Below are 24469 nucleotides of genomic sequence, written 5' to 3'. Positions count from 1 at the left end.
GCGATGGAGAAGGGCGGGGCGAAGGCCGCGGCGGCCCCCGCGATGGTCAAGGCCGAGGGCGTGCACAAGTCGTTCGGCAGCCTGGAGGTGCTCAAGGGCATCGACCTGGAGGTGGCCGCCGGCGAGGTGTTCTGCCTGATCGGCCCCTCCGGCTCGGGCAAGTCGACCTTCCTGCGCTGCATCAACCACCTGGAGAAGATCAACGCCGGGCGGCTGTACGTGGACGGGGAGCTGGTCGGCTACCGGCAGCAGGGCGACCGGCTCTACGAGCTGCGGGACCACGAGGTGGCCCGCAAGCGCCGGGACATCGGCATGGTCTTCCAGCGCTTCAACCTCTTCCCGCACATGACCGCCGTCGAGAACGTCATGGAGGCGCCGGTCCAGGTCAAGGGCGTGAGCAAGGCGGAGGCGCGGGAGCGTGCGGGCCGGCTGCTGGAACGGGTGGGGCTCGCCGACAAGGCGGCCAGCTACCCCTCCCAGCTCTCCGGCGGCCAGCAGCAGCGGGTCGCCATCGCCCGGGCGCTGGCCATGGACCCGAAGCTGATGCTCTTCGACGAGCCGACCTCGGCACTCGACCCCGAGCTGGTCGGCGACGTGCTCGACGTGATGCGGGACCTCGCCGAGAGCGGCATGACGATGATCGTCGTCACCCATGAGATGGGGTTCGCGCGCGAGGTCGGCGACTCACTGGTGTTCATGGACGGCGGCGTGGTCGTCGAGTCCGGGCATCCCCGCGATGTGCTGACCAATCCGCGGCATGAGCGGACCCAGTCGTTCCTGTCGAAGGTGCTGTAGCCGGACGGCGGGTCGGCCGTCCGGCCCCGGCTGCCACCACCGTCCCGATGGGGGTGTTCTGTGGTGGCCGGATCACCGGCAGCGAGTGGTTGCGCGCGCGGTTGCCCGCGCGCCCTGACCGGGGCGCGGCCCCGCTCGAAGGGGCGCGGGGGCGGGAGTCCTCCCGCGTCTTCACGGCGGTGGGGGAGCGGCGAGCCACGCGGTGGGGGCGGCCAGCCACGCGGTGGGGGGCGGCCAGCCACGACGAAACCGCCGTGTCGCGACCTCCGGAAGGGGCGGCCTCTGCCGCCCCGGCCGCGAGCCGGAAGCCGGGCCGGCCGCCGGCCCTCACCGCAGCGCGAGCACCAGCGCGTCGGAGGGGGAACTCCACACCGTGCGCGCCTCCGCGAAGCCGCTCTCCCGCAGCACGCGGGCGTGCCACTCCGCCGGCAACGTCTCGCCCTCCGCGTGTTCGCCGTAGATCTCGAAGCGCCGGGCGGTCGGCGCCGCCAGCACCGGGTCCTCGGCGGCGAGGGCCCACCAGTCGGCCCAGTCCAGCGCGCCGGCCTCCTTGGCGCGGTCCATCGCGGCGTGCCGGTGGGCGCGCTCGGCGGCGTTGATCCGGGGCGTGGCCGGGTCGGGCATGTGGTCGGCGTTCATGAAGACGCCGCCCTCCCGGACCAGCCCGGCGAGCCGGCCGTAGAGCGCGGCGAGCGGTCCGCTGTCCATCCAGTGCAGGGCGGTGGCGGTGAGCACGGCGTCGTACGAGGAGTGCGGCAGCCGGTCCGCCCAGGCGGGGTCCTTGAGGTCGGCGGTGAGGAAGGAGACCCGTTCGTCCCCGGCGAAGGTGCCCTCGGCGATGGTCAGCAGCGCCGGGTCGAGGTCGACGCCGACACTGGTCGCCGCCGGGAACCTGCGGAGCAGCCGGGCCGTGATGCTGCCCGTGCCGCACGCCAGGTCCAGCACCCGGGGCGCGGGGCCGACCAGGGCCTCCACCATGTCGAGCATCACCCGGAACCGCTCCTCGCGGTCCGGCATGTACCACTCCTGCTGCCTGTCCCAGCTCTGCTGCCAGGCGTGCCAGTCGGGCTCGGTCGTCGTTTCCGTCATGGGGATGCCTCCACCTACTGCGTAATACCCTCGAAGGGTCGGCAGCCGTTACTTGCTTCGACGCTGACACTAGACGGCACTCGGTAAGGATTACAAGTGGAACTGGCCTATTACTCGGACTACGCCGTACGGCTGGTCAACAGCGAGCAGCCGGACCGCGGCAAGGACGCGCTGACCTCCGTGGACGCGGTGCGGGAGCTGTTCGGCGAGAACCAGTCCGCGGCACGCCGGGCCACGGACGCCGACGTGACCCGCTTCCGCTCGGTACGGGCCCGGCTGCGCGGGGTCTTCGAGGCGGCGGACGGCGGGGATGCCACGCTCGCCGTCGACCTGCTGAACTCGCTGCTGATGGAGTTCCCGGTCAGCCCGCAGATCTCCGGGCACGACTTCCTCGACGAGGAGGGCCATCCGCGCTGGCACATGCACCTGGCCGACCATCCGTCGAACGCGACCGCGGGCTATGCGGCGATCGCCGCCATGGGGCTCGCCTTCCACCTCACCGAGCACGGCGCGGACCGACTGGGCATCTGCCAGGCCGTACCGTGCCGCAACGCCTACCTCGACACGTCCACCAACCGGTCGCGGCGGTACTGCTCCGACCGCTGCGCGACCCGTGCGAACGTCGCGGCCTACCGCGCCCGCAAACGCCAGGAGGCGAGCCGGGCGGGCCACGCGGAGAACACCGGGCGCACGGCGGAGAGCGCCCACACGACCGCACCGGCCAGCGGCCGCTGACCACGGTCCCTGGCGCGCGGCCGGTAGCGCCCGAGCACCCGGCCGAGGATCAGCTCGTCGGGCACCACCCCGTAGACGGTGCTGTCCGCGCCGGCGCCCGGATTGTCCGCGAGCACCCACCACCCGCCGTCGCGACGCTGCACCGCCCGCTTGACGATCAGCAGGTTCTGCTGGAGCGGGTGGCGCAGCACCACCACATGGCCGGGCCTCACCCGAGCGCCGTACCGGACGAGCACCTGGTCCCCCTGGTACAGGGTCGGCACCATGGAGGGCCCCTCCACCTCGGCGACCCCGAACAGCGCCCGGACCTCCCGCCCCTCCGCTGTCTCCGGCATCAGCAAACCTCCCGGTCCGATCCTCGGCCATCCTCCACGTGCCCCAGTTTCACCCCGGACTTTTGTCCTAAGCCCCTGGGGGCACTCGAGAAAACACGTCTCCTACGGAGTAATGTCCCACCTGAGAAGACGATCACGAGGAAGGACAGCTATATGCTCTCCCGCCTGTTTGCGCCCAAGGTCAGGGTCAGCGCCCACTGTGACCTGCCCTGCGGCGTCTACGACCCGGCCCAGGCCCGCATCGAGGCGGAGTCGGTGAAGGCCATCCAGGAGAAGATGGCCGCGAACGACGACCCGCACTACCAGACCCGCGCAACCGTCATCAAGGAACAGCGCGCGGAGCTGGCCAAGCACCACGTCTCGGTGCTCTGGAGCGACTACTTCAAGCCGCCGCACTTCGAGAAGTACCCGGAGCTGCACCAGCTCGTCAACGACACCCTCAAGGCCCTCTCCACGGCCAAGGGCTCCACCGACCCGGCGACGGGTCAGAAGGCCCTGGACTACATCGCCCAGATCGACAAGATCTTCTGGGAGACGAAGAAGGCCTGACGCCGGTGGACACCTGCCGGGTCATGCTCGTCTGACGCGAATGCCGGGGCGTGCGCACACGCGCAGACCCCGGCATTCTGCTGTCCGGCGGCTGTCCAGCGGCTGTCAGTCGCCCTGCGGATCCGGGCTCGGCGGCCACGGCTCCAGTGCCACCACCGCATCCACCGGCAACGGCCCGTAGATGTGCGGGTAGGCCTCGCCGCCGGGCTCGGCCGGCTCGTGGCGGAGCGGGGCCGTGAGCCTGTCGGCGTCGATGACCAGGACCACGAGGTCGCTCCGGTCCGGCGGATCGCCGTACAGGGCCCGGGCCACGGGTGTCAGTTGGTGCCGCAGGGAACAGTGGATGAAGCCCTGGTCACGCAGGGTGCGGCCGCGTGTGGACATCTCGTACACCCCGCGCTCCCGCGCGGCCTCCCACAGGGCCCGTTCGGTGATGTGCAGCAGCTCGGTCATGCGAGCACGCTAGGGGGTTTCTGATGGATCTCCGTGGCGTCGCGACGCCCGGCACATGCTCTCGCCGCACCGGGCACAAGCCCACGTACGCCCAGTACGAGGACTTGCACCCGGCACTCCCCCAAGCTCTTCGAGCAGGGGGCACCCCCAGAGCACGCACTGGGGGCACCTCCCACGCCCTTGAGGCAGTGGGGGAGCCGCTCCTTCTCCCACGGAGATCCATCAGAAACCCCCTAGACGTTCCGGCTCCGGAGGGCCCCGGAGGGCCTGCTCGCCGGGCGGTCGCCGGGGCGACCCCGGTGACCCCGCGGGACGGCATGGGTCACCGAAAGTACCTCCGCCCGGCGGGGATGCGGCCAAGGCCCCCTCACGCGGTGCGACGGGTGACGAACTCCGCGAGGGCCAGGAGCCCGCCCGCCGCCGCGGGGTCCGGGACCGCTCGGGAGAGGTGCTGTACGGCGCGTGCCATCCGGTCGGCGGCGTGTGCCTGCGCCCAGTCGCGGCCGCCGGCCCGCTCGACGGCCTGCACGGTGCGCTCCAGGTCCGTGGTGGCATGGGTGGCCGGGGCGGCGTACAGCTCGGCGAGTTCCGCGGCGGCGGGTGTGCCCGAAGTGAGGGCGGCGACCACGGGCAGGGACTTCTTACGGGATATCAGATCGGCGCCGGCCGGCTTGCCGGTGCGCCTCGGGTCGCCCCAGATGCCGATCACGTCGTCGATCAGCTGGAAGGCGAGGCCGGCCTGCCGCCCGAAGGCATCCAGCGCCGCCACGTCCTCCGCGTCCGCCCCGGCGTAGAGCGCGCCCAGGGCGCAGGCGCAGCCGAGCAGGGCGCCCGTCTTGGCCTCGGCCATCGTCAGGCTCTCCTCGAGGGTGACCTCCTCGGGGCCCCGCCGCTCCAGGGCGGTGTCCGCCTGCTGCCCCTCGCACAGCTCCACGACACACGAGGCGAGCCGGGCGGCCGCGATCGGCGCCGCCGGGTGCGGGTCCTCGGCGAGCAGTCGCTGGGCGAGGGCCTGGAGGGCGTCGCCGGCGAGGATGGCGTCGGGGACGCCGAAGACGGTCCAGGCGGTGGGGCGGTGCCTGCGGGTGGTGTCACGGTCCATGACGTCGTCGTGCAGCAGTGTGAAGTTGTGCACCAGTTCCACGGCCGCGGCGGCGCGTGCGGCCACGGACGGGTGTCCGCCGAGCGCGCTCGTCGCCGCGAACACGAGCGCGGGCCTCATGGCCTTGCCGGCGGGACTGCTCTTCGCCGCGGCGACGGCGGCCTGCCCCGTCTGGCGCCCGTCCTGCCCCGCCTGCCGCCGGTCCTGCCCGGCCTGACGCCCGTCCTGCCCGGCGTGGTGCCCGCCCTGCCCCGGTGTGCCCGGCGCGGTCGGGGCGCCCGGGGCACCCCCCGTACCCGGCGTGCCGTTCGCCGTGGGCCGCTCGGGTGCCGGGGACGGCGCGCTCTCCCAGCCGAAGTGGTGGAGGGCGATCCTGCGCATGGCCGGCGGGAGCGAGCCGATGGCGCGGTGCAGCTCGGGGTCGACCGCCGCTCGGGCGGCCGCCAGCAGCTCCTCGGCGTCCTGGGCGTCCCGGTCGAGAGCGGTCCCGGGAGCGTCCTGGGCGCCGGTCGGGGCCCCCGCCCGGGTGGGCGGGGGCATGGCGCCGGGTGTGCGGGCCTTCACTGCCAGCGGCCGATCTCGACGTTCTCCAGGACTCCCAGGGCGTCCGGGACCAGCACGGCCGCCGAGTAGTACGTCGTCACCAGATAGGAGATGATCGCCTGCTCGTCGATGCCCATGAAGCGCACGGACAGGCTCGGCTCGACCTCGTCCTGAAGGCCGGTCGCGTGCAGGCCGATCACGCCCTGGTCGCTCTCGCCGGTACGCATGCAGATGATGGAGGTGGTCCTGGCCTCGCTGATCGGGATCTTGTTACAGGGGAAGAGCGGGACGCCGCGCCAGGTGGGGATGCGGTGGCCGCCCATGTCGATGGTCTCGGGGACGAGGCCGCGCCTGTTGCACTCGCGGCCGAAGGCGGCGATGGCGCGGGGGTGGGCGAGGAAGAGCTTCGAGCCGCGCCTGCGGCTGAGGAGCTCGTCCATGTCGTCGGGGGTGGGGGCGCCGTCGTGCGGCTGGATGCGCTGGTCGTACTCGCAGTTGTTCAGCAGGCCGAAGTCCTTGTTGTTGATGAGTTCGTGCTCCTGGCGCTCCTTCAGCGCCTCGATGGTCAGGCGCAACTGCTGCTCGGTCTGGTTCATCGGCTGGTTGTAGAGATCGGCCACCCGCGTGTGCACACGCAGCACGGTCTGGGCGACGCTCAGCTCGTACTCACGGGGGGCCGCTTCGTAGTCGACAAAGGTGGTGGGCAGGTCGGCCTCGCCGACATGGCCCGCGGAGAGGTCGATGGCCCGCTCACCGTATTTGTTGGCCGCCTGCGCGGGTGTCGTGCGGACCTGCTCCAGATGCGCCGCGAGGGAGGACGAACGCTCGGCGACCTGTTCCAATTCGGTGCGCGGCAGTTCCAGGACGGTGCAGGCGGTGACCGCGCGGGCCGTGTACTCCCAGATGGCGTCCGCGTCGACCAGGGCCTGGTCACCGAGGTAGGCGCCGTCGGCGAGGACGCCGAGGACCGCGTCGGACCCGTAGGGACCCGGGCCGACCTTCTCGATCCTGCCGTGCGCGAGCAGGAGCACCGTGTCGGCGCGGTTGCCGAAGGAGGCCAGCACCTCTCCCGCGGCCACCTCGCGCTGACGGCAGCGCTGGGCCAGCTCGCCGAGCACGTCCTGGTCCGCGAAGCTCCGGAGCGCGGGCAGCTCGCCCAGCTCGGCCGGGACGACCTGGACCTGGTCCCCCGTCTTCACAAAGGTGATCCGGCCGTCTCCCACGGCGTAGGTGAGCCGGCGGTTCACCCGGTACGTGCCGCCCTGCACATTCACCCACGGCAGCATGTGCAGCAGCCAGCGCGAGCTGATCTCCTGCATCTGGGGCGCCGACTTGGTGGTGGTGGCCAGATTGCGCGCGGCCGAGGTGCCGAGGCTCTGCTGCGGCTTCGGCCCCTGCGTGGGGGTGTCTTCGCCTACTGACATAAAAATGCCCTCCCGATGAACTGATCTGCACGGGCCAGCCTTGCAGCGCGGGGGACGCCTAGCCATTACACAAACGAGCGGGATTGGATCACCGAGAACCGGGCAATGGGACCGGGTTTCCGGCGGTTACCCGGCGCGTGAAGGCATCCCGTGCGCCGCCCAGGGCACCCGTTGCACCGGTGCACACCACCGGCCTGCACCACCTGAGCTGCAACGATCCGTCGGGCGACCGCGCGAGCACATCACGGCGTCACCCGGGCGGGTGCGCCGGAGGAACCAAGGAATACGTTCGATCGTTCTCCTTGTGGAAAGTCGTACGATCCTTCGATAAGCGACTCCAGGAAATGTCCGGCTTTTCCGTCATCCCACCGGCACGGCGCCCGGTCCGGTCCACCAAGACGGGAGTCCGCAGGTCAGGCTCTCGCAGGCTTGCTGATTTTCTGCATGCTCCGCACCCACCGACACAGGAGAATCCCATGGCAGGCTTCCTGGACCGCGCGAGGGAACAGGCCCAGCGCGGCATCAATCAGGGCAAGCAGCGGCTCGACGAGGTGCAGGCCCAGCGCACCGGAAACGACCTGCTGAGGAGGCTCGGCGCCGCCTACTACGCGGAACACCGCGGCGACGGCTCGCACGCGGCCACCCAGCAGGCCCTGCAGGCCCTCGAAGGACACATCGCGGCGAACGGCGACGCCTTCCTGCGCCGATGACACCACCCCGCCCGAGGCTGCCGTCGCCGCTCGACCCGGTCGACGACGAGCGCTTCGCGCGCCACGGCGTCCGCCTCCTGCTCAAGCGGGACGACCTGATCCACCCCGACCTGGTCGGCAACAAATGGCGGAAGCTGGCGCCGAACCTGGCGGCGGCCGGGGGCCGCACCCTGGCCACGTTCGGCGGCGCCTACTCGAACCACCTGCGTGCCACCGCCGCGGCCGGGCGGCTCCTCGGCGTGCCGACCCTCGGGTTCGTGCGCGGCCAGGAGCTGGCCGACCGCCCGCTCAACCCCTCGCTGGCGCGGTGCGCGGCCGACGGCATGCGGCTGCGCTTCGTCGACAGGACGACATATCGCCGCAAGAGACAGCCCGAGGTGGTGGCCGCGCTCCTCTCCGAGGCCGGCGCCGAGGACGCCTGCGTCCTGCCCGAGGGCGGCAGCAATGCCCGCGCCGTACGGGGCTGCGCCGCGCTCGGCGCGGAGCTGCGCGGCCGCGCCGACGTGGCGGCGGTCGCCTGCGGCACCGGCGGCACCCTCGCCGGCCTGGTGGCCGGCCTGGACGCCCGGCAGCGCGCGCTGGGGGTGCCGATACTCAAGGGCGGCTTCCTCGGCGACGAGATACGCGCCCTGCAACAGGCGGCCTTCGGCGGCCCCCGCGGCTCCTGGTGGCTCGACGAGCGCTTCCACTTCGGCGGCTACGCCCGCACCGCCCCGGAACTCGACGCGTTCGCCGAGGACTTCGAGGCCCGGCACGCCCGGCACGGGCTGCGGATAGAGCGTCTCTATGTCGCCAAGATGCTCTACGGACTTCTCACCCTCACCGAGGAAGGCGCGTTCACCCCGGGCACCACGGTCGCCGCCGTCATCACCGGCACGCCGTTCCCCGCGTCCGCGCCGGGCGTGGGCGGGGCGGCGGCTCAGTCGGCCTCGCGGTAGGCCGCCGCCTCCTCCAGGTCGAGCCTGCGCAGCAGGGTGCGCAGCATCTCGTCGTCGATGTAGCGGGCGTCCCGCAGCCGTACGAAGACCTGCCGCTCGGTCTCGATCATCTTCCTGGCCAGCCGCCGGTAGGTGTCGTCCGCGTTCTCGCCGGTGACCGGATTGACGGCGCCGAGCCGCTCCCACACGGCGTTGCGACGGCGCTCCAGCACCGCGCGCAGCCGGTCGGCCAGCGGCCCGGGCAGGGCGTTGCGCTCGTCGGCGAGGAGTTCGCCCAGCCGCTGCTCGGCCGCCTGGGAGGCCTGGGCCTGGGCCTGCGCCTCCGCGAGGGTCTGCTCGTGCTCGTCACGGCCCGGCAGCCGGAGGAGCCGGATGAGCTTGGGCAGCGTCAGCCCCTGGATGACGAGGGTGCCGATGACCGTGATGAAGGTCAGGAAGAGCACCAGGTTGCGGGCCGGGAAGGGCCGTCCGTCGTGCAGGGTCTCGGGGATGGAGAAGGCGATCGCCATGGACACCACTCCGCGCATGCCCGCCCAGCCGATCACCACCGGAGCGCGCCAGGTGGGGTTCGGCTCCCGCTCCCTGATGCGCCGGAAGAGCAGCCGCGGCACGAAGGTGGCGGGGAACAGCCAGACGAAGCGGGCCGCGACCACCACCAGGAACACCCCGAGCGCGTACCACGCGGCACGCGCGCCGGAGTACGGGCCGAGCCCGCGGACCACCACGGCGAGCTGGAGCCCGATGAGCGCGAAGACGGCCGTCTCCAGGATGAACGCGACCATCCGCCAGACGGCCTCCTCCTGGAGCCTGGTCGCGAAGTCGACCTGCCAGGCGCGGTGGCCCAGGTAGAGCGCGACGACCACCACCGCGAGCACCCCGGAGGCACCCGCCTGCTCGGCCACGCCGTAGGCGACGAACGGGATCAGCAGTGAAAGGGTGTTCTGGAGCAGGGCCTCCCGCAGGTGGGTGCGCAGCCAGTGCAGCGGCACCATCAGCAGCAGGCCGATGCCGACGCCGCCCACCGCGGCCAGGGCGAACTCGCGCAGTCCGCCGGCCCAGCTCGCGCCCTCGCCGACGGCGGCGGCGACGGCCACCTTGTAGGCGGTGATCGCGGTCGCGTCGTTCACCAGGGACTCGCCCTGGAGGATGGTGACGATCCTGGACGGCAGCCCGACGCGGCGGGCGATCGTGGTCGCGGCCACCGCGTCCGGCGGCGCGACCACGGCACCCAGCACCAGGGCCGAGGTCAGCGGCAGGTCCGGCACTATCTGGTAGGCGATCCAGCCGACCGCGAGCGTCGCGAACAGCACGTACCCCACCGACAGGAGCGCGATGGGCCTCAGCTGGGCGCGCAGGTCCAGGTACGAACTGTCGGTCGCCGCCGTGTAGAGCAGCGGCGGCAGCAGCAGCGGGAGGACGATGTGCGGATCGAGCGTGTAGCCGGGCACGCCGGGCACATAGGAGACCGCGAGCCCCGCCGCTACGAGCAGCAGCGGCGCGGGGACGGGCAGCCGGCGTGCCGCGCCGGCGACGGCCGCACCGCCCGCGACCAGCAACAGCAGAGGCAGTGCGTCCATCGGCTCCGCCCGTCTCCTTCCGCGGCGCGCATCGTGGTTCCTCGCGTCCCTACGAACCGTGACGACCCGTGCGCCACCCGGTGCGCCTGCGGCCCGGGTTTCCGATCTAGGCGGCAGGCCCAGGTCAGGCATCGTAACCTGGCTATTCTGAGGACCAATGGGCGCAACGGAGAGATAACCGATGAAAGAGTGCTCGCACCTCGCGGCGCTGCCGGAGACCGAGCCGGCGCCGCAGAGCGAAACCTGCCTGGAGTGCCTGGCCGCCGGCACCCACCCGGTGCAATTGCGGCTCTGTCTGGAGTGCGGTCACGTCGGATGCTGCGACTCCTCACCCCTGCAGCACGGCACCGAGCACTACAAGCAGACCGGACACCCTGTGATGCGGAGCTACGAGCCGGGCGAGGCCTGGCGCTGGTGCTTCGTGGACAACGTCCTTGTATGACCAGGTCTCCGCGGGGGCGCGCCGTCACGATTCGACCGCCCGGCGCATGGGTACGTCAACCCGGCGCGCGCTCTTCCCAATTGGGCCCCGCACACCCCTAGCCACGGAGTGTACCCGTAGGTTTACTATGAGTGACAGGAAGGGGCTGGGGTCCCGAGACGTGCCACCCAGGCGCGCGATAGCGTCACCGCTGAACCACGTATCGCGATGCCCGGGACACGTCTCCCGGGCCGAAAGAGCTTGTACCACCTTGGAGGTGAGGGTGTCCGAGATCGCAGGCGAGCCCGGGACCCAGGACTTCGTGGAAGTCCGGCTCCCCGCTGCGGGTGCCTACCTGTCGGTGCTGCGGACGGCCACGGCCGGCCTCGCGGCGCGTTTGGACTTCACCCTCGACGAGATCGAGGATCTGCGCATCGCCGTGGACGAGGCCTGCGCGATCCTGCTTCAGCAGGCCGTGTCCGGTTCCGTGCTGAGCTGCGTCTTCCGGCTTATCGACGACTCCTTGGAGGTGACGGTGTCCGCCCCGACCACCGACGGCCGCGCCCCGGAGCGCGACACCTTCGCCTGGACGGTGCTCTCGGCCCTGGCCGGAAAGGTGGACTCCTCGGTCGCCAAGGACAACACCGTCTCGATCAGCCTCTACAAACAGCGCGGCGCGGGACCCGGGCCGGCGTGAGGAACGGGGAAGGGCCGGTGCGGGACGAAGGGCGCGGCAAGAACATCACACAGCACTCCCCCGCCGGGAGCGCGGACGCCACCGGGGCCACCGGGCGGACCTCTCCAGGACGCCACGGCCGCACCGGCACGGGCGGCGACGGAGCCACCGGCGGCCACGGGACGCAGGGCGCGCCGAGCGGCATCCCGGAGCAGCAGGCACGGCCGCACCCCCAGGACGTCCCCCCGGCCGCCGCCCCGGGGCGGCCCGGGCAGACAGAGCCGAGCGACAAGGACGAGCGCGATGCACCGGCCGGACGAGGCGGCGACCTCGGGGCAGCTCTGGGGGCACCCCCAGCGGCAGCCGGGGGAGGCAGCCGGGGGAGGGCGGGACACATGAGCGAGCACGGGCGAGGCGCCCGGCAGGGCGCGGGCACCGAGCGGGACACGGAACGGACCCACCAGGTGCAGGAAGCAGAAGAGCAGCAGGCTGCCCGGCAGCCGGCCCAGGCGCAGTCGGCGCCCGGGGCGGCCGAGCCGCGGCGCGCCCAGGAGACCCCTCCGGCGCACAGCCGTCCCGCGTCGCACGACCCGCAGGACCGGAGCGGTGCCCGGGCGCTCTTCGTCGAGCTGCGCTCGCTGCCCGCCGGCACACCCGAGTACGCGGAGCTGCGCAACCAGCTGGTGCGGATGCACCTGCCGCTCGTCGAGCACCTGGCGCGCCGCTTCCGCAACCGCGGCGAGCCGCTGGACGACCTTACGCAGGTCGCCACCATCGGCCTGATCAAGTCCGTCGACCGCTTCGACCCGGACCGCGGCGTGGAGTTCTCCACCTACGCCACCCCCACGGTCGTCGGCGAGATCAAGCGGCACTTCCGCGACAAGGGCTGGGCGGTGCGGGTGCCGCGCCGGCTCCAGGAGCTGCGGCTGGCGCTGACGACGGCCACCGCGGAGCTCTCCCAGCTGCACGGCCGCTCCCCCACGGTGCACGAGCTGGCCGAGAAGCTGAGCATCTCGGAGGAGGAGGTCCTGGAGGGCCTGGAGTCGGCGAACGCCTACTCCACGCTCTCGCTGGACGTGCCCGACACCGACGACGAGTCGCCGGCGGTCGCCGACACCCTGGGCGCGGAGGACGAGGCCCTGGAGGGCGTCGAGTACCGCGAGTCGCTGAAGCCGCTGCTGGAGGATCTGCCGCCGCGCGAGAAGCGGATTCTTCTGCTGCGCTTCTTCGGCAACATGACCCAGTCGCAGATCGCGCAGGAAGTCGGCATCTCACAGATGCATGTGTCCCGGCTGCTCGCCAGGACGTTGGCGCAGCTGCGCGAGAAGCTGCTGGTGGAGGAGTAGCACTTGGGGGGTTCCCCTGTGCCGGTCCCCCAAGGGGCGCGGGGAGCTGCCGGGGCACCTCTGGGGGTACCTCCCCGGCTTTGAGGCAGTGGGAAAGCCCTCCAGACAGTGGTGGACGGCCACCACGCGCCTGGCGGCGGGCCACCGGCCCCAGCCGCTTCCGGTCTCTTTCCTGGCCACCGGTCGGTCCTCTTACCTGACCACCGGTCGGTGGCGGCTTGCCGCGCGGTTCCCCGCGCCCCTGGGAAACCCGGGGGAAGCCCCGAGTTCAGGAAAGGTCGCCCGGGCCGCGGATGCCCAGGGCCTTCGTGGTGGCCGGATTCACCAGCAGGACGAGTGCCGTCACCGCGACCACCGCGAGCACGATCCCGCCCGGGATCAGCAGGCTGTCGGCCTGCAGGAGGTTCCACGCCACCGGCAGCGCCAGAACCTGCGTGATGACCGCGGGCCCCCGGCTCCACCGGCGGCGCAGCAGCAGTCCGCGGGCGGCGAGGAGCGGCAGCAGCGCGAGCACCAGCAGCGTGATCCCGGCCGTCACCGCCTGCCGGCGGTCGTCCGGGTCCCCCGCGACGCCCATCACCAGCAGATAGGCACCGGCGACCACCAGCGCGACGCCCTCCAGGCCGGCCAGCGCGGCGGCCAGCGTCAGCCGCCCCGGGCGGGGCTCGTCCTGGCGTGTCTGCGGTGCGGGGGTCTGCTCAGAGGTCACCCCAGCAGAGTAGCCCCGGCGGGCGCCCGGACCGTCCGCGGGCGGCGCACCGGGCCGGGGCCCGGGCCGGCCGGCCCCGTACCGCGTCGCGGTGCGTCGGCGCCGTCCGCCGCCCCGGCGCGGACTGGGCGCGGCCCTCGGACTGGGCCGGTTACCGCCCGGTGGGTACCCTGCTGCGCATGCGTGCTCTTCTCGTGGTCAATCCGGCGGCAACCACCACGAGTGCGCGCACACGGGACGTCCTCACCCATGCACTGGCGAGCGAGATGAAGCTCGACGCCGTCACCACCGAGTACCGCGGGCACGCCCGGGACCTGGGGCGGCAGGCCGCCGAACGCGATGACGTCGACCTGGTGGTCGCCCTGGGCGGCGACGGCACCGTCAACGAGGTCGTCAACGGTCTGCTGCACCACGGCCCCGACCCGGACCGGCTGCCCCGCCTCGCCGTGGTGCCCGGCGGCTCCACCAATGTGTTCGCGCGCGCGCTCGGGCTGCCCAACCACGTCGTGGAGGCGACCGGCGCGCTGCTGGACGCGCTGCGCCGGGGCAGCGAGCGGACCGTGGGGCTCGGTCTCGCGGCAGGCACGGCGCGCACCGCCGACGAGGCCGCGCCACCCCGATGGTTCACCTTCTGCGCGGGCCTCGGCTTCGACGCAGGAGTGGTCGGCCGAGTCGAACAGCAGCGGGAGCGCGGCAAGCGCTCGACCCACGCGCTCTATATCCGCCAGCTCCTGCGGCACTTCCTGGAGGACCCCAACCGCAGGCACGGCACCATCACCCTGGAGCGGCCCGGCTCCGACCCCGTGCACGACCTCGTGCTGTCCATAGTCTGCAACACCGCACCCTGGACCTACCTGGGCAATCGCCCGGTGTACGCCTCCCCGCGGGCGTCCTTCGACACCGGCCTCGACGTGCTCGGACTGAAGCGTCTGACGCCCGCCGCGGTGACCCGGTACGGCACCCAACTGCTCACTTCGTCGCCCGAGCGGGGGCCGCGGGGCAAGCATGCGGTGTCGCTGCACGACCTCACGGACTTCACCTTGCATTCGAAGGTGCCACTCCCCCTTCAGATGGACGGAGACCACCTGGGACTGCGTACGAGCGTGACGTTCACAGGCGTACGCCGTGCACTGCGTGTGATTGTGTGAGTCGAAGGGCTCAAAGTCCTTTCACTCGAACGTTTAGCCCATCTTCCACCCCATGGAAGTACGGCTGTGACCGAGTCGACACCGAGGAATCAAAAAAAACTTTCCGGAAGGGGTTGTATCCGCCGCCGAGGTTTGCGAATCTCTACGTGGCGCTCGGGAGGCCCGCACCAGCGGCCCCAGGGAGCGCCGGATCCCCTCCTCACATCTCAGGACCAATACCGGGGAACCGGTAGCTGGCCCTTCCCTTGGCGGGGGATTCGTGAAAGCGTTCACATTCACAAGCCCCGCACGTTATGAAGACGCAAGAGAGGTAGCAGCCATGGACTGGCGTCACAACGCCGTTTGCCGCGAGGAAGACCCCGAGCTGTTCTTCCCCATCGGCAACACCGGTCCTGCGCTGCTGCAGATCGAGGAAGCCAAGGCCGTCTGCCGTCGCTGCCCCGTTGTCGAGCAGTGTCTGCAGTGGGCGCTTGAGTCCGGCCAGGACTCCGGCGTCTGGGGTGGCCTCAGCGAGGACGAGCGCCGCGCAATGAAGCGCCGCGCCGCCCGCAACCGGGCACGTCAGGCCAGCGCCTGACGCCCACGCCCCCGCACGAGCCTGAGCCCGGCGGCGCATGTGCCCCCTACGGCACAACTCGTCACGAGCGAGTATGCATCCCCCGCCCCCGAGCAGCAGCGCGCAGTACCACCGAAGACATGATCAGGAAGGCCCCGGACCCACCGGTCCGGGGCCTTCCTGTTTCCGGTCGCCCTGTGCCCGGCCACCTGCCGGTTGGGGGGGCGCCCTGCGCCCTGAAGGGGCGCGGGGAACTGTACGCCCAGCCAGGACGCGCCTGCGGCGGGCCACCGGGCCCAGCCCCTTGCGGTCCAGTCCTCACCCACCGGCCGGTGGGACCCGTTCGCGCCCACGCGGCGGAGCCGCACGATGCAACAGCCCCACGCCCCTGGGTGGCCCGGGGTGGCTCAGCGGGAAGGCGTGGAGGGTTTCTCTGCTCGGACGGGGATGTCCAGGAGGACCTGGGTGCCGCGGTCCGGGGCGGGGAGCATGTCGAACGAGCCGTTCAGCTCGCCCTCGACCAGGGTGCGGACGATCTGCAGGCCCAGGTTCCCCCCTTGCTTGGGGTCGAAGCCGTCCGGGAGACCGACACCGTCGTCCTGCACGGTGACCAGCAGGCGAGCCTCCTTCGGCGAGCCGCCGCGCACCGCGGAGACCTCGACGGTGCCGTGCTCGCCGGTGCGGAAGCCGTGCTCCAGGGCGTTCTGCAGCAGCTCGGTGAGCACCATGGAGAGCGGGGTGGCGACCTCCGCCTCCAGGATGCCGAAGCGCCCGGCGCGCCGTCCGGTGACCTTGCCCGGGGCGATCTCGGCGACCATGGCGAGCACCCGGTCGGCGATCTCGTCGAACTCCACGCGCTCGTCCAGGGTCTGGGACAGCGTCTCGTGCACGATGGCGATCGAGCCGACCCGCCGCACCGCCTCCTCCAGGGCCTCCCGGCCGGCGTCCGAGCCGATCCGGCGGGCCTGCAACCGCAGCAGGGCCGCCACCGTCTGGAGGTTGTTCTTCACCCGGTGGTGGATCTCCCGGATGGTGGCGTCCTTGGTGATCAGCTCCCGCTCCCGGCGGCGCAGTTCCGTCACGTCGCGCAGCAGCACCAGGGAACCGATCCGGGGCCCCTTGGGCTTCAGCGGGATGGCGCGGCCCTGGATCACGCACTCCTCGCCCTCCACCTCGAACTCCCGCGGCGCCCAGCCGCTGGCGACCTTGGCCAACGCCTCGTCGACGGGGCCGTGCGAGGGGGCGAGTTCCGCGGTGGTCCTGCCGAGGTGGTGACCGACGAGGTCGGCGGCGAGGCCGAGGCGGTGGTACGCGGAGAGTGCGTTGGGCGAGGCGTACTGCACGAAGCCCTCGGCGTCCAGCCGGATGAGGCCGTCGCCGACCCGCGGTGAGGCGTCCATGTCGACCTGCTGGTCGGGGAACGGGAACGCGCCGGCGGCGATCATCTGGGCCAGGTCGGACGCACTCTGCAGGTAGGTGAGTTCGAGGCGGGAGGGGGTGCGGACGGTGAGCAGGTTGGTGTTGCGGGCGATCACGCCGAGCACCCGACCGTCCCGGCTGACCGGGATCGACTCGACCCTGACGGGCACCTCCTCGCGCCACTCGGGGTCCCCCTCGCGCACGATCCTCGCCTCGTCGTGGGCGATGTCCAGCATGGGACGGCGGCCGCGCGGCACGAGGTGGCCGACCATGTCGTCCTGGTACGAGGTGGGTCCGGTGTTGGGGCGCATCTGCGCGACGGAGACATAGCGCGTGCCGTCCCGGGTGGGGACCCACAGGACGAGGTCGGCGAAGGACAGGTCGGAGAGGAGCTGCCACTCCGAGACCAGCAGGTGCAGCCACTCCAGGTCCTTCTCGGACAGGGCGGTGTGCTGGCGTACGAGATCGTTCATGGAGGGCACCCTGCCGAGCGTACCCGGCGGCCTGCGGACCGCCGCGGGCCAGGCACTCGCGGGCCGCGGCGCCTGGGAGGGACCCTCAACCCTCCCCCAAGCTCTCGACGAGCAGGGGATACCAAGGCACCGCAGCCCCGAGCAGAATCGGCCGCCGGGTGTGCGGTCCCGGCCGCCGAGGGAGGAGCCGGCGCAGTCAGGGCAGAGAGCGCCGGTTCCTCGGTCCGTCCTTCTGTGCGGGAAGGACGGAGGACTCTGCCGATTGTGGACTAGACCATTCTCCCGTGTCTATGCGTTCGGAGATGTTTGTTGTTGTTGAGTACTTGTGGGGCGGTCGTGGGGCGCCGACCAGTGGACGGGGCGGGTGAGGGCGGCCGGGATGCGGGTGGTGCGGTCGCCTCTGGCGGCGTTCAGGGCGGCCTGGGTGAGGAAGACGGCTCCGGAGAGGTCGGCGCCGGTCAGGTCCGCGTCCCGGAGGTCGGCGCCGGTGAGGTCGGCCCCGGTCAGATCGGCGCCGGTGAGGTCCGCGGCGACGAGGACGGCGCCGCGGAGGCCGGCGCCGCGCAGGTCCGCGCCGCGCAGCCGGGCACCCATGAGGTCGGCGCCCCGGTGGTTCCGCCTGGGGCCGGGCACTCCCGCCCGTACCCGCTCACCGGCGCGCAGCAGCAGTTCGGCCGCTTCGGCCCGGTGCGCGGCGACGTCCAGCCGGGTGAGTTCGTCCGGGCCGCTCAGGGTGAGGTGTTCCGTACGGCCGAGCATCCGGCGCAGTTCGGCGTGGAGGGGGCGGGCGCGGGGCAGGGTCAGGGCCTCGGTGAGGTACCAGAGGAGTTCGTGGAGCTGCCGCATGACGGGGAAGACCTCGAACATGCGGGGTGCGGTGTCCGGGTCCTGCCGCCAGTCGCGGCCCCCGAAGGTCACCTGTGAGACCTTCTGGCCGGCCCCGAAGCAGTCGAAGACGGTGCATCCGGTGAAGCCGCTGGGGCGGAGCCGGGCGTGGATGCCGCAGCGGAAGTCGTCCCGGAGGTGGTGGCAGGGGCGGCCGGCGGGCTTGTCGACGGCGAAGTCGGCGGAGGCGCCGAAGGGGAGGGCCACGCAGCAGAGGGCGAAGCAGCGGGAGCAGTCGGCGCGCAGGGCGCACCGGTCGGGGGCGGATGTCTGCGGTGTGTTCGTGTGCGGGCTGTCGGCGTGCGCGCTGTGGGTGTGCCGTGCGGTGCGTCTGTCGTGCGTGGCCAATGTGCGTTGTCCTCCTGCGCCGGACGGGCGCGGGCCGGTGCCCGCGCTCCGGCATCCTCGCACGCATCCGGCCGGCGGCCGGTGGGGCTGCGGTCCGGAAGCGTGGCGGGGGGCCGCGGGCCGCCGGGACGAGCCCCTTGCGGTCTGCTGCCTGGCCACCTGCCGGTGGCGGGTTCTCGCGCAGTTCCCCGCGCCCCCGATCCGGGTCCGCCCAGCCCCCCGCGGTCTCGTGCCCGGCCAACGGCCGGTGGGGCCTGCTCGCGCAGTTCCCCGCACCCCCGATCCGGGTCCGCCCAGCCCCCCGCGGTCTCGTGCCCGGCCAACGGCCGGTGGGGCCTGCTCGCGCAGTTCCCCGCACCCCCGATCCGGGTCCGCCCAGCCCCCCGCGGTCTGCTGCCCGGCCAACGGCCGGTGGGGCCTGCTCGCGCAGTTCCCCGCGCCCCATAGGGGTGCCGGGGTACTGGTGCTCAGTAGGTTTCTGTGATCTTTGCCAGGGCGCGGGGTGCGTCCGGATCCCGGCCGCGGGCGAGGGTCGCCTCGTGGGCGAGCCGCTGGAGCGGAACGATCTCCAGGATCGGCTGGACCTCCTCCGCCACTCCCTCCATCGGCAGCACGAATTCCGGTTCCGGCTCCGGCCATGTTCCGGCTCGGTGCGGCCCCGGCCCCGGCCCGGGGCGGTCCCCGGGTGACCCCGGACCCGAGCGGTTCGCACGGCGTCCGGCGGCGGTGCGGGACGGGGGCGCCTTCCCTTCCGTCTCGCACCCCCTGGCTCCGTCTCGTTCCCCGGGCTCCGTCCGCACCCCGGAGCCCGTTGCGCTCCCCCCGGGACCGTTTCACTACCCGGGACGGGGCGGCGCAGCGCCAGACCCCTCTGCTAGATTGGTCTAGTCCACTATGCGTGTCCATGCGCATACGCCCTGAGTCGGGAACTCTTCAGATCGGCAGGACCAGCGTGGAAGTTGTCATCGTCCCGGACGCCAAGGTGGGCGGCGAGCTGATCGCCGAGGCCATGGCACAGCTGCTCCGACGCAAGCCCGACGCCGTGCTCGGCGTCGCCACAGGATCCACACCGCTGCCCGTCTACGAGGCGCTGGCGGCCAAGGTCGGCTCCGGTGCCGTGGACGCCTCCCGGGCGCGCATAGCGCAGCTCGACGAGTACGTGGGGCTGCCCGCGGACCATCCCGAGTCCTACCGCTCGGTGCTCGGGCGCCAGGTGCTGGAGCCGCTGGGGCTCGGGCCCGAGTCGTTCATGGGTCCGGACGGCCGGGCCGCCGACATCCCCGCGGCGTGCGCCGCGTACGAGGAGACGCTGGAGAAGGCCGGCGGGGTCGACCTCCAGCTCCTGGGCATCGGCACGGACGGCCACATCGGCTTCAACGAGCCCTGCTCGTCCTTGGCGTCCCGCACCCGCATCAAGACGCTGACCGAGCAGACCCGGCTCGACAACGCGCGCTTCTTCGACGGCGACGTCGAACAGGTGCCGCGGCATGTGATCACCCAGGGCATCGGCACGATCCTCAAGGCCCGGCATGTGGTGCTGCTCGCCACGGGCGCGGGGAAGGCGGCGGCCGTGGCGGCGAGCGTGGAGGGGCCGGTGGCGGCGGTCTGTCCGGCGTCCGCGCTTCAGCTGCATCCGCACGCCACGGTGGTGGTGGACGAGGCCGCGGCGGCGGAGTTGAAGCTCGCGGACTACTTCCGTCAGACGTTTGCCGCCAAGCCCGACTGGCAGGGGTTGTGATCGGCGCGCTCTTCGGCGGACCGGCTCGCCCGCGGCGGGCCACCAGGCCCGACCCCTCGCGGTCCTCCGCCTGACCACCGGCCGGTGGGAGTGCCCGCGCAGTTCCCCGCGCCCCCTTCAGCACGGCTCCGCCGCGATCACGCACGCGTGCGCCCACGGGGGCGCGGCCGGGCGCTCAAGTCGCCGTCGTCAGGTGTTCGCGTATCGCGGGAAGCAGCGTGCGACGGCACTCCGCGGTGTCGTCCGCGGCCCAGCAGACGTAGCCGTCGGGCCTGAGGAGGAGCGCTGCGGCAGCGGGGGGCTCGGGGCTGGTGGCGCGGACCATGTCGATGCCGGCCGGCAGGCTCAGGGTGGGCGGGACGACGCCGGCCAGGTCGAGCAGGACCGGGCGCCCGGTGCGGAGGAGTGCCGACAGCCGGGTGTCTCCGGCCCCGGTGGCGAGGTCGAGGTCCGGCACCCGGTGCCCGGTGAGGGGGTGCTCGCCGGGCAGTTCATAGCGGAGTGACAGCCCGGACATCAGGCCCGCGACGTGGCGGTTGGCGTCCGGCAGCCGCAGCAGGTCCGTGACGATGTCGCGGAGCGCGGCGACGTCCTCGGTCGGCGCCGGGTCCGCGAGGACGCGCTGCGCCGAGGTGTGGTGCAGCACCTGGGCCGCCACCGGGTGCCGCTCCGCGTGGTAGCTGTCCAGCAGGCCGTCCGGCGCCCGGCCCCGGAGGGCCGCGGCCAGCTTCCAGCCGAGGTTGAACGCGTCCTGCACGCCCAGGTTGAGGCCCTGGCCGCCGAGCGGCGGGTGGATGTGCGCCGCGTCCCCCGCGAACAGCACCCGCCCCTCGCGGTACCGGACCAGCTGGCGGGTGGCGTCGGTGAACCGCCCGGCGTTGTCCACGCCGTCGAGCACGGTCTCCTCGCCGTACACCGCCCGCAGCGCCGCCGCGATCTCGTCGTGCGTGACCGGGACGTCCCGGGTGAGGGGGTTCCGGGTGGCGGCGTCCCGGGTCGAGTCGTGCCTCGTCGAGCCCTCCCGGGTGGCGGCCGCGCCGTCGGCAGCGCCCGCGCCGCCAGTGGCTCCCGCGCCACCAGTGACTCCCGCACCCCCCGCACCGTCTACGCCCCCCGCGCCGTCCGCACCACCCGCGCGCCCGAAGGTGAACCGGTACCGTCCGCCGCCGACCGGCACCAGCATCGCCCAGTACCCGCCCGCCTCGCGTCTGAGGCTGCTGATGTGCCCGTTGCGCTGGGGTACCAGGGGCGACACGGCGGACAGCCGGACGTCGGCCAGCGTCGCCACATAGGTGCCGTCCCGGCCGGGGAACGGCAGGCCGAGCAGCTTGCGCACCGTGCTCCTGCCGCCGTCGCACGCGACCAGGTAGCGCGCCCGTACCCGCAGGCCGTCCGCGGTGACCGTCACACCGTCGCCCGGACCGGACGCGTCCACTGCGGTGACCTCGGTGCCGCGCCGGATGCGGGCGCCGAGCGCGACGGCGCGCTCCGCCAGCACCTCCTCGACCTCGCACTGCGGGACCGCCACCGGGTACGGGTGCCGGGTCCGGTAGGACGTGCAGTCCAGCGGCACCGGCAGCATCGCGAAGTGGCCGCCCACCGGCTCCCGCGGCAGGGACCTGCGCAGCACCGGCGTCAGCAGCCCCCGGAACTCCAGCAGTTCGGCGGTGCGCGGCTGGATCCCGCCGCCCTTCACCTGCTCGACGGGGCGCCGGAGACGCTCCAGGACGAGGGTCCGTACACCGGCCAGGGCCAGTTCATGGGCGAGCGTGAGGCCGGTCGGGCCGGCGCCCACCACGACCACCTCGGCCTCTGCCTCCGCCGCGCCCTCCGTCTCCACCGCGCTCTCTGCCCGCGGCTCGGGCTCCGTCCGGGGTCCCGTCTCGTGCACCGTCGCCATGATCAGCTCCCACTTCCGCGCTCCTGCGCCCGACCGACCTTCAGTCGCCTCGGTGCGAATATATACCAGGTGCAGAATTATCCCGAGGCTACCTCCTGCTATCCTGCGGGGGTGAACGGCGAGCCAGGGCTGCGGGAACGCAAGAAGCGGCGGACGCATGCGGCGATCTCGGAGGCGGCGATCGCGCTCTTCCTCGAGCACGGCTTCACGCAGGTGTCCGTGGCGCAGGTCGCCGAGGCGGCGGAGGTCTCGAAGCGCACGCTCTTCGCGTACTTCCCCAGCAAGGAAGACCTGGTCGTGCACCGCTTCGCCGACCACGAGGACGAGCCGGCCCGGGTGGTGCGGGGCCGGCCCGAGGGCAGCGCCCCGCTCGCGGCGCTGCGCGCGCACTTCCTCACGGGGCTGCGCGAGCGCGACCCGATCACGGGTCTGAACGACCGGCCCGAGGTGCGGGCGCTGTACCGGATGATCCTCGACAATCCCCCGCTGGTCGCCCGCCTGGAGCGCTTCAGGGCCGGTGCGGAGCGGGCACTCGCCGAGGCGCTGTGCGACACGGCGGGCACGTCACCGCTGACGGCGCGGCTGGCGGCCGTGCAGATCGTCGCGGTGCAGTGGGCGCTGGCGCGGGACAACGCTCAGCGCCTGGCGTACGGGGAGTCGGCCGACGAGCGTCATGCCGGGGCGGTGCGGGACGCCGAGCATGCGTTCACACTGCTGGCTGAGGGGCTTGCGGAGTTGCCGCGGCGTCGCTGAGCCGGCTGTGGGGGCAGCTCCGCTGCGTGGGCCGCGCCCCATGACGCGCCTGCGGCGGGGCGTCGGGCCGAGCGCCTTGCGGTCTGCTGCCCGGCCACCTGCCGGAGGGGGTTGCCGCGCAGTTCCCCGCGCCCCTCATCCGGGCCCACCCAGCCCCTGAGGCCTCACACCCGACCACCCACCCGTGGAGGTTCCCGCGCAGCCCCCCATCAACGCCCCGCCCAACCCCGACCGGTCCCACACCCGTCCACCCACCCGACGGGCCGGGCGGGCGTGTTCGTGTGGGGGAGGTGTACGGGTGACTCGGGTCTCAGTGGCGCGTGAGTGCTTCTGCCGCTGCCGCGCCGCATACCCGTGCCGCGCCGTGGGTGGCGATGTGCAGGGCGGAGCGGGGGGTGGCCTGGGGGACGCCCATCTCGACGACGACCGTGTCGGGGCGGGCGGCGAGCAGGGTGTCCAGGGCGGCCGCCATCCACGGGTGGCGGTGCGCGTCGCGGACCACCGCGACGATGCGGTCGCCGCCGGCGGCGGCGAGCGCCCGCGCGCCCGCGTCCCCGTCCGCGCCGCCGAAGCTGCCCGTCCTGGTGCCCGGGAGCAGCCGTTGGAGCTCCGCCGCGACGCCCCAGGGCGTCTCGTCGCCGACCGCGATGTTCGCGACCGGGGTGAAGGCGGCGACGAACGGCGGCTCGGTGACCGGGCGGGCGGCGTCCGGCGCCGACGCGTCCCGGGTCACCCGCAGCGCCCGCCGGGCCGCCTCCAGGCCCACCTCGACCGCCCGGCCCCCGTCGTAGGAGACGCCGCGGGGCGTGGTCGCGGCCGTCCAGCCGGCCAGGTCGCGGACCCGGGCCGCGGCGTCCGCGAGACGTTCCTCCGGCAGGTCGCCTGAGCGCACCGCGGACACCAGCGCGTCCCGCAGCCGGCGCACCGTGTCGTCGTCCGCGAGCCCGCCGCCCACGCAGATCGCGTCCGCGCCCGCGGCGATGGCCAGCACGCTGCCGCGTTCGATGCCGTAGGCGGCGGTGATCGCCTGCATCTCCATGCCGTCGGTGACGATCAGCCCGTCGTGGCCCAGCTCCTCGCGGAGCAGGCCGGTGAGGATCCGCCGGGAGAGGGTGGCGGGCCGCTCAGGGTCGAGCGCGGGGACGAGGATGTGCGCGGTCATCACCGCGCGCGACCCGGCCGCGATGGCCGCGCGGAACGGCTCCAGCTCACGGGCGTACAGCGTCTCCAGGTCCGCGTCGATGCGCGGCAGGGCGTGGTGCGAGTCGACGGCCGTGTCGCCGTGCCCCGGGAAGTGCTTGGTGCAGGCGGCGACCCCGGCGGCCTGGAGCCCCTCCACGTAGGCGGCGGTGTGCCGCGCGGTCAGGGCGGTGTCGGCGCCGAAGGACCGTACGCCGATCACGGGGTTGCCGGGGTTGGAGTTGATGTCGGCGGACGGCGCCCAGTTGAGGTTGACGCCGCAGGCCGCGAGGCGGCGGCCCAGCTCGAAGGCCACCTCGCGGGTGAGTGCGGTGTCGTCGACGGCGCCGAGCGCGTGGTTGCCGGGGAACGTGGAGCCGGTGCGTGCCTCCAGACGGGTGACGTCGCCGCCCTCCTCGTCGATGGTGACCAGGACGTCGTCCCGCTCCGCGCGCAGCTGCGCGGTGAGCGCGGCGACCTGCTCGTGCGAGTCGACGTTGCGGCCGAAGAGGGCGACGGAGGCCAGGCCCTCCCCCAGCCTGCGCAGCAGCCAGTCGGGGGCGCGGGTGCCGGTGAAACCGGGCTGCAGGACGGTGAGGGCGTCGCGGGTCAGGGTGTCCGTGTGGCCGGCGAGTGTGGTCATCGAAAGCTCCTTGGACGGGTGACCG

Annotated in this window: 23 protein-coding genes and 1 pseudogene; 12 read left to right on the top strand and 12 right to left on the bottom strand. The window is 72.9% G+C overall.

Annotation, left to right across the window (positions count from 1 at the left end; all coding sequences use genetic code 11):
* Positions 1-42 precede the first annotated feature (42 nt).
* Entirely contained in the window at positions 43-795 is a 753-nt protein-coding gene (locus ACSMXW_RS25485; protein WP_485808302.1) for an amino acid ABC transporter ATP-binding protein, read from the top strand.
* A gap of 327 nt (positions 796-1122) precedes the next feature.
* Here ACSMXW_RS25485 and ACSMXW_RS25480 read toward each other — a convergent pair whose 3' ends face one another.
* Entirely contained in the window at positions 1123-1884 is a 762-nt protein-coding gene (locus tag ACSMXW_RS25480; RefSeq protein ID WP_485799688.1) for a class I SAM-dependent methyltransferase, read from the bottom strand.
* A 96-nt stretch (positions 1885-1980) separates the two neighbouring features.
* Here ACSMXW_RS25480 and ACSMXW_RS25475 point away from each other — a divergent pair, with 96 nt between their 5' ends.
* Entirely contained in the window at positions 1981-2619 is a 639-nt protein-coding gene (locus ACSMXW_RS25475) for a CGNR zinc finger domain-containing protein (RefSeq protein WP_485799686.1), read from the top strand.
* Here ACSMXW_RS25475 and sodX read toward each other — a convergent pair.
* Complete coding sequence (sodX, locus tag ACSMXW_RS25470; RefSeq protein ID WP_485799685.1) at positions 2514-2954, bottom strand: nickel-type superoxide dismutase maturation protease; 441 nt, start codon at positions 2952-2954, stop codon at positions 2514-2516. The genes ACSMXW_RS25475 and sodX overlap by 106 nt on opposite strands.
* Positions 2955-3107: 153 nt before the next feature.
* Between sodX and sodN the strand changes: the two genes are divergently transcribed.
* Positions 3108-3503 carry a superoxide dismutase, Ni gene (gene sodN / locus ACSMXW_RS25465; RefSeq protein WP_485799683.1) on the top strand — a complete coding sequence of 132 codons (396 nt, stop codon included), beginning with the start codon at positions 3108-3110 and terminating at the stop codon, positions 3501-3503.
* A gap of 105 nt (positions 3504-3608) precedes the next feature.
* Here sodN and ACSMXW_RS25460 read toward each other — a convergent pair whose 3' ends face one another.
* From ACSMXW_RS25460 to ACSMXW_RS25450, 3 genes are all read right to left on the bottom strand, one after another.
* Positions 3609-3956 (bottom strand): DUF952 domain-containing protein, encoded by a 348-nt coding sequence (locus ACSMXW_RS25460; RefSeq protein ID WP_485799681.1) that lies wholly within the window; start codon positions 3954-3956, stop codon positions 3609-3611.
* Between the two features lie 367 nt (positions 3957-4323).
* Entirely contained in the window at positions 4324-5598 is a 1275-nt protein-coding gene (locus tag ACSMXW_RS25455; RefSeq protein WP_485799679.1) for a polyprenyl synthetase family protein, read from the bottom strand.
* 20 nt (positions 5599-5618) lie between these two features.
* Complete coding sequence (locus ACSMXW_RS25450; RefSeq protein ID WP_485799678.1) at positions 5619-7025, bottom strand: family 2B encapsulin nanocompartment shell protein; 1407 nt, start codon at positions 7023-7025, stop codon at positions 5619-5621.
* 476 nt (positions 7026-7501) lie between these two features.
* On the opposite strand from ACSMXW_RS25450, the gene ACSMXW_RS25445 reads away from it, so the two are divergent.
* Positions 7502-7735, top strand: a complete 234-nt coding sequence (locus tag ACSMXW_RS25445) for a hypothetical protein (RefSeq protein ID WP_485799676.1) — start codon at positions 7502-7504, stop codon at positions 7733-7735.
* Entirely contained in the window at positions 7732-8673 is a 942-nt protein-coding gene (locus tag ACSMXW_RS25440) for a 1-aminocyclopropane-1-carboxylate deaminase/D-cysteine desulfhydrase (RefSeq protein ID WP_485799674.1), read from the top strand. The genes ACSMXW_RS25445 and ACSMXW_RS25440 overlap by 4 nt, the downstream gene beginning before the upstream one ends.
* Here the strand turns inward: ACSMXW_RS25440 and ACSMXW_RS25435 are convergent.
* Positions 8655-10250, bottom strand: a complete 1596-nt coding sequence (locus ACSMXW_RS25435; protein ID WP_485799672.1) for a Na+/H+ antiporter — start codon at positions 10248-10250, stop codon at positions 8655-8657. The genes ACSMXW_RS25440 and ACSMXW_RS25435 overlap by 19 nt on opposite strands.
* Positions 10251-10431: 181 nt before the next feature.
* Here ACSMXW_RS25435 and ACSMXW_RS25430 point away from each other — a divergent pair, with 181 nt between their 5' ends.
* The 3 genes from ACSMXW_RS25430 (at position 10432) to ACSMXW_RS25420 (ending at position 12693) form a co-directional block, all read left to right on the top strand.
* Positions 10432-10692 (top strand): UBP-type zinc finger domain-containing protein, encoded by a 261-nt coding sequence (locus ACSMXW_RS25430; RefSeq protein ID WP_485799670.1) that lies wholly within the window; start codon positions 10432-10434, stop codon positions 10690-10692.
* A gap of 262 nt (positions 10693-10954) precedes the next feature.
* The gene (locus ACSMXW_RS25425) at positions 10955-11368 is read left to right on the top strand and encodes an ATP-binding protein (RefSeq protein WP_485799668.1); all 414 of its coding nucleotides are present in this window, start codon (positions 10955-10957) and stop codon (positions 11366-11368) included.
* Positions 11369-11412: 44 nt separating this feature from the next.
* Positions 11413-12693, top strand: coding sequence for an RNA polymerase sigma factor SigF (locus tag ACSMXW_RS25420; RefSeq protein WP_485808301.1), 1281 nt, complete (start codon positions 11413-11415; stop codon positions 12691-12693).
* Between the two features lie 268 nt (positions 12694-12961).
* Here ACSMXW_RS25420 and ACSMXW_RS25415 read toward each other — a convergent pair whose 3' ends face one another.
* Positions 12962-13402 (bottom strand): hypothetical protein, encoded by a 441-nt coding sequence (locus ACSMXW_RS25415; protein ID WP_485799667.1) that lies wholly within the window; start codon positions 13400-13402, stop codon positions 12962-12964.
* A 179-nt stretch (positions 13403-13581) separates the two neighbouring features.
* Between ACSMXW_RS25415 and ACSMXW_RS25410 the strand changes: the two genes are divergently transcribed.
* The gene (locus tag ACSMXW_RS25410; RefSeq protein ID WP_485799665.1) at positions 13582-14550 is read left to right on the top strand and encodes a diacylglycerol/lipid kinase family protein; all 969 of its coding nucleotides are present in this window, start codon (positions 13582-13584) and stop codon (positions 14548-14550) included.
* A 319-nt stretch (positions 14551-14869) separates the two neighbouring features.
* A complete protein-coding gene (locus ACSMXW_RS25405; protein ID WP_040248489.1) occupies positions 14870-15127 on the top strand; it encodes a WhiB family transcriptional regulator in 258 nt (85 codons plus the stop codon).
* 386 nt (positions 15128-15513) lie between these two features.
* On the opposite strand, the gene ACSMXW_RS25400 is transcribed toward ACSMXW_RS25405, so the two are convergent.
* The 3 genes and pseudogenes from ACSMXW_RS25400 to ACSMXW_RS25390 form a co-directional block, all read right to left on the bottom strand.
* Positions 15514-17007: a sensor histidine kinase gene (locus tag ACSMXW_RS25400; protein WP_485799662.1), complete on the bottom strand. Its 1494-nt coding sequence runs from the start codon at positions 17005-17007 to the stop codon at positions 15514-15516.
* A gap of 279 nt (positions 17008-17286) precedes the next feature.
* Positions 17287-18129 (bottom strand): pentapeptide repeat-containing protein, encoded by an 843-nt coding sequence (locus tag ACSMXW_RS25395; protein WP_485808299.1) that lies wholly within the window; start codon positions 18127-18129, stop codon positions 17287-17289.
* Between the two features lie 569 nt (positions 18130-18698).
* Positions 18699-18848 (bottom strand): annotated as a pseudogene (locus ACSMXW_RS25390) (SIS domain-containing protein); the annotation flags it as partial.
* 335 nt (positions 18849-19183) lie between these two features.
* Between ACSMXW_RS25390 and nagB the strand changes: the two are divergent.
* Positions 19184-19969, top strand: a complete 786-nt coding sequence (nagB, locus tag ACSMXW_RS25385) for a glucosamine-6-phosphate deaminase (protein WP_485808297.1) — start codon at positions 19184-19186, stop codon at positions 19967-19969.
* A 175-nt stretch (positions 19970-20144) separates the two neighbouring features.
* Here nagB and ACSMXW_RS25380 read toward each other — a convergent pair whose 3' ends face one another.
* Positions 20145-21869 (bottom strand): FAD-dependent monooxygenase, encoded by a 1725-nt coding sequence (locus tag ACSMXW_RS25380; protein ID WP_485799661.1) that lies wholly within the window; start codon positions 21867-21869, stop codon positions 20145-20147.
* 111 nt (positions 21870-21980) lie between these two features.
* Here ACSMXW_RS25380 and ACSMXW_RS25375 point away from each other — a divergent pair, with 111 nt between their 5' ends.
* Complete coding sequence (locus tag ACSMXW_RS25375) at positions 21981-22622, top strand: TetR/AcrR family transcriptional regulator (RefSeq protein ID WP_485799659.1); 642 nt, start codon at positions 21981-21983, stop codon at positions 22620-22622.
* A gap of 310 nt (positions 22623-22932) precedes the next feature.
* On the opposite strand, the gene ACSMXW_RS25370 is transcribed toward ACSMXW_RS25375, so the two are convergent.
* Entirely contained in the window at positions 22933-24444 is a 1512-nt protein-coding gene (locus ACSMXW_RS25370; protein ID WP_485799657.1) for a glycoside hydrolase family 3 protein, read from the bottom strand.
* Between the last annotated feature and the right edge of the window lie 25 nt (positions 24445-24469).

It is taken from the genome of Streptomyces sp. DSM 116793 (assembly GCF_057320905.1).
This window is presented reverse-complemented; position numbering and strand designations above follow the sequence as displayed.

What these genes read in the sequence shown, in the direction of transcription:
- ACSMXW_RS25435 (WP_485799672.1), bottom strand. Translation starts at nt 10,250, where the DNA reads ATGGACGCACTGCCTCTGCTGTTGCTGGTCGCGGGCGGTGCGGCCGTC.
- ACSMXW_RS25405 (WP_040248489.1), top strand. Translation starts at nt 14,870, where the DNA reads ATGGACTGGCGTCACAACGCCGTTTGCCGCGAGGAAGACCCCGAGCTG.
- ACSMXW_RS25485 (WP_485808302.1), top strand. Translation starts at nt 43, where the DNA reads ATGGTCAAGGCCGAGGGCGTGCACAAGTCGTTCGGCAGCCTGGAGGTG.
- sodN (WP_485799683.1), top strand. Translation starts at nt 3,108, where the DNA reads ATGCTCTCCCGCCTGTTTGCGCCCAAGGTCAGGGTCAGCGCCCACTGT.
- ACSMXW_RS25410 (WP_485799665.1), top strand. Translation starts at nt 13,582, where the DNA reads ATGCGTGCTCTTCTCGTGGTCAATCCGGCGGCAACCACCACGAGTGCG.
- sodX (WP_485799685.1), bottom strand. Translation starts at nt 2,954, where the DNA reads ATGCCGGAGACAGCGGAGGGGCGGGAGGTCCGGGCGCTGTTCGGGGTC.
- ACSMXW_RS25370 (WP_485799657.1), bottom strand. Translation starts at nt 24,444, where the DNA reads ATGACCACACTCGCCGGCCACACGGACACCCTGACCCGCGACGCCCTC.
- ACSMXW_RS25480 (WP_485799688.1), bottom strand. Translation starts at nt 1,884, where the DNA reads ATGACGGAAACGACGACCGAGCCCGACTGGCACGCCTGGCAGCAGAGC.
- ACSMXW_RS25460 (WP_485799681.1), bottom strand. Translation starts at nt 3,956, where the DNA reads ATGACCGAGCTGCTGCACATCACCGAACGGGCCCTGTGGGAGGCCGCG.
- ACSMXW_RS25430 (WP_485799670.1), top strand. Translation starts at nt 10,432, where the DNA reads ATGAAAGAGTGCTCGCACCTCGCGGCGCTGCCGGAGACCGAGCCGGCG.
- ACSMXW_RS25450 (WP_485799678.1), bottom strand. Translation starts at nt 7,025, where the DNA reads ATGTCAGTAGGCGAAGACACCCCCACGCAGGGGCCGAAGCCGCAGCAG.
- ACSMXW_RS25455 (WP_485799679.1), bottom strand. Translation starts at nt 5,598, where the DNA reads ATGCCCCCGCCCACCCGGGCGGGGGCCCCGACCGGCGCCCAGGACGCT.
- ACSMXW_RS25440 (WP_485799674.1), top strand. Translation starts at nt 7,732, where the DNA reads ATGACACCACCCCGCCCGAGGCTGCCGTCGCCGCTCGACCCGGTCGAC.
- ACSMXW_RS25380 (WP_485799661.1), bottom strand. Translation starts at nt 21,869, where the DNA reads ATGGCGACGGTGCACGAGACGGGACCCCGGACGGAGCCCGAGCCGCGG.
- ACSMXW_RS25445 (WP_485799676.1), top strand. Translation starts at nt 7,502, where the DNA reads ATGGCAGGCTTCCTGGACCGCGCGAGGGAACAGGCCCAGCGCGGCATC.